2 protein-coding genes, 2 tRNA genes and 1 pseudogene are annotated in these 3,124 nt (G+C 68.3%); 3 read left to right on the forward strand and 2 right to left on the reverse strand.

The window, feature by feature from the left end; genetic code table 11:
* Nucleotides 1-301: pseudogene (locus tag QZ433_RS11305) on the forward strand (gamma carbonic anhydrase family protein); the annotation flags it as partial.
* 25 nt (nt 302-326) lie between these two features.
* Here QZ433_RS11305 and QZ433_RS11310 read toward each other — a convergent pair.
* Together QZ433_RS11310 and QZ433_RS11315 are read right to left on the reverse strand one after the other, a co-directional pair.
* A complete protein-coding gene (locus QZ433_RS11310) occupies nt 327-980 on the reverse strand; it encodes a hypothetical protein (RefSeq protein WP_295783403.1) in 654 nt (217 codons plus the stop codon).
* A gap of 114 nt (nt 981-1,094) precedes the next feature.
* A tRNA-Gly gene (locus tag QZ433_RS11315) sits at nt 1,095-1,165 on the reverse strand.
* A 180-nt stretch (nt 1,166-1,345) separates the two neighbouring features.
* Here QZ433_RS11315 and QZ433_RS11320 point away from each other — a divergent pair.
* A tRNA-Pro gene (locus tag QZ433_RS11320) sits at nt 1,346-1,419 on the forward strand.
* A 73-nt stretch (nt 1,420-1,492) separates the two neighbouring features.
* Entirely contained in the window at nt 1,493-2,977 is a 1,485-nt protein-coding gene (gene tig / locus QZ433_RS11325) for a trigger factor (RefSeq protein ID WP_295783405.1), read from the forward strand.
* Nucleotides 2,978-3,124: the final 147 nt, after the last annotated feature.

A 3,124-nucleotide genomic window follows, 5' to 3' on the forward strand; every position in this document is an offset into this window, starting at 1 on the left:
CCCGTGCACGATCGGCGACGGGTCGCTGGTGGGTATGGGCAGCGTCATCCTGTCGGGCGCGAACATCGGGCCAGGATGCCTCGTGGCCGGGGGAGCGGTCGTGCTGGAGGGCACGGTGGTTCCTGCAGGGTCCCTGGTGGCGGGGGTGCCGGCGAAGGTGCGGCGGGTTCTCACCGCCGAGGAGCGCGAGAAGATCCTGCGAAACGCTCGGACCTATCTCACTCACGGGGATCGTCATCGCGCTGCTCAGCAGCGTCAGTATGCCGCGACGGGTGTCGACGGCAACGAGCGGGGCGCCTGACCTCGCCGAGCACTGGCCGAGGGTGTCAGTCCACGAAGTCGAGCGCCCCGCCGGCAAAGCGCACACCGTCGGGTAGTTGCGCGTCGGCGGCCCCCGGTGTCACGGGGAAGTCCAGCTCGAAGCCATCGACCCGCCCCGCGCTCGCGGTGCCTGTGAAGGCGATCCGGTATCGCGCGGGAAGAAGCGAGGCGTAGGTCGACTGTGCGTCGAGCTCTATCGTCAGGTCATCCGACACCGCGACGCGACCGGTGCCCGCGGTGGAGCGGAGGATCGTCGGCATTCCCGACCACTGCTCGATCCGCGGCGGGTTCGAATGGTCGAGCATCAGGTTCAACTCGCGGCGGTCGTCGCCGAGGCGGAAGTCGAGCTGTACGGCGACCGCGTCGTCGATCTCGGTGGCGACGGTGACGCGTGCGTCAGTGGGGCGAGAAACTGCTTTCGCATAGAAGTCGTTCGTGAGCGCCTGACGCGGGAACGATGCGGTGTCGGACAGGTACGTCGCCGCTTGTTCGGCGTCGCCGCGCTCGAGAGCAGCTATAAAGGCGGTCACCGTCTCACGTTGCGCGGCGAAGTCGCCTCCCGAGTCGGGGCGGGTCGTGCACGAGGTGAGGCCCATCGCCATGATCACGGTGAGTGAAAGCGCGGAGATGACCCGTATCGTCGTCGTTCCGCGCATCATCCCACCCACTCCGTGCGCGTGCGCCCCGCACGCACGTCAGCAATCTATCAGGGGCGCCAGATGGCGCGTGAGGCAGTGAAGGTGCTTTGCGCCGGGACGGCGCCGAAAAGACGGAGGGGCTGACGAGAATCGAACTCGCATCATCTGTTTGGAAGACAGAGGCTTTACCACTAAGCTACAGCCCCGGATTTCCGCGGCTGTGAGGCCGCGAAGCATCGGACGTTTCCTACTCTACGACACTCGACAGCGCCTCGCGAACGCGGCGAGGCAGGGTTCGACACGCATCCACCGGAGAAATCGGCGCATCCAGGCCGATCGTCTAGACTTTCAGCGGTCGTTTCGTCGGCGCGTGCCGCGCGCCGCCCCGGGGCGTAGCTCAGCTTGGTAGAGCGCCCGCTTTGGGAGCGGGAGGCCGCAGGTTCAAATCCTGTCGCCCCGACGTCACGGCCCCACAGACCACAGGCCTAGCCGGCCCCCGCGTGCGCGCGGGCCACACGAGGAGAACGAACCGCATGGTCAACAGCACCGTCGAGAAGCTCAGCCCCACCCGGGTCAAGCTGCACATCACGGTCTCGCCCGACGAGCTCAAGCCGAGCATCGCCCACGCCTACGAGCACATCGCGCGTGACGTGCAGATCCCCGGCTTCCGCAAGGGCAAGGTTCCCGCGCCGATCATCGACCAGCGCATGGGCCGCGGCGCCGTCATCGAGCACGCCGTCAACGAGGGTCTCGACGGGTTCTACCGCCAGGCCGTCGAGGCCAACGAGCTGCGCGTCATCGGCCGCCCCAACGCCGAGATCGTGGAGCTGCCCGAGCTGAAGGACTTCTCCGGCGACCTGGTCGTCGACGTCGAGGTCGACGTTCGTCCCGAGTTCGACCTGCCCGCCTACGACACCATCACGGTGACCGTCGACGCCGTCGAGGCCGATGAGGCCGGCATCGACGCCGAGCTCGACCGCCTGCGCGCGCGCTTCGGCACGCTCGTGACCGTCGACCGCCCCGCCAAGACCGGCGACTTCGTCGAGCTCGACCTGGTCGCCACGATCGACGGCAACGAGATCGACCGCGCCGAGGGCGTGTCGTACGAGATCGGCTCCGGCGAGCTGCTGGAGGGCATCGACGAGGCCATCGAGTCGCTCACCGCCGACGAAGAGACCACGTTCCGCTCGAAGCTCGTCGGTGGCGAGCACGCGGGCGAAGAGGCCGAGGTGGCCGTCACGATCAAGGCCGTCAAGGAGCGCGAGCTTCCCGACGCCGACGACGACTTCGCGCAGATGGCGTCGGAGTTCGACACCCTCGCCGAGCTGCGCGAGTCGCTCAGCGAGCGCGTGTCGCAGCAGGCCGTGTTCACGCAGGGTTCCGCCGCGCGGGACAAGTTCATCGAGGCGCTGCTCGAGGCCGTCGAGATCCCCGTCCCGCCGCAGCTCATCGAGGACGAGGTGCACCAGCACCTCGAGGGCGAGAACCGCCTTGAGGACGACGAGCACCGCGCCGAGGTCACCGAGGCGAGCGAGAAGCAGTTCCGCACGCAGATGGTCCTGGACAAGATCGCCGAAGAGGCCAACGTCCAGGTCTCGCAGGACGAGCTGACCCAGTACCTCATCCAGTCGGCCGCGCAGTACAACATGGCGCCGCAGGACTTCGTCAACGCGCTGCAGCAGGGCAACCAGCTGCCCGCTCTCGTCGGTGAGGTCGCCCGCAACAAGGCCCTCGCGATCGCGCTCGGCAAGGTCACCGTCGTCGACACCGCCGGCAAGACGGTCGACCTGACCGGCTTCGTCGCCGTCGAGGGCGAAGAGCCCGTCGAGGGTGACGACGAGACGGTCGAGGCCGACGAGGCCCCCGCCGCCGACGAGGCGCCCGCCAAGGCGCCCGCCAAGAAGCGCGCCCCCGCCAAGAAGAAGGCCGCGGACGAGGCTCCCGCCGACGAGGCCCCCGCGAAGGCGCCCGCCAAGAAGCGCGCTCCGGCCAAGAAGAAGGCCGACGCCGCCGAGTAAGTCCCTGTGAAGGGGGGTGGATGCCACGGCATCCACCCCCTTTTCTCATCCCCACATGCCGTCGAGTGTTCAGGGCGCGCTCGGTGTCTCGCGAGCTCGCCACCTCCCCTCACCTTCGGTTGGGTGTCCGAGACATCCGGACCGGAT

Source organism: uncultured Microbacterium sp. (assembly GCF_913776565.1).
GTDB lineage: Bacteria > Actinomycetota > Actinomycetes > Actinomycetales > Microbacteriaceae > Microbacterium.

Bases quoted from the DNA above. Each gene is read 5' to 3' on its own strand.
- QZ433_RS11310 (WP_295783403.1), bottom strand. From the start codon at position 980: ATGATGCGCGGAACGACGACGATACGGGTCATCTCCGCGCTTTCACTC.
- tig (WP_295783405.1), top strand. From the start codon at position 1,493: ATGGTCAACAGCACCGTCGAGAAGCTCAGCCCCACCCGGGTCAAGCTG.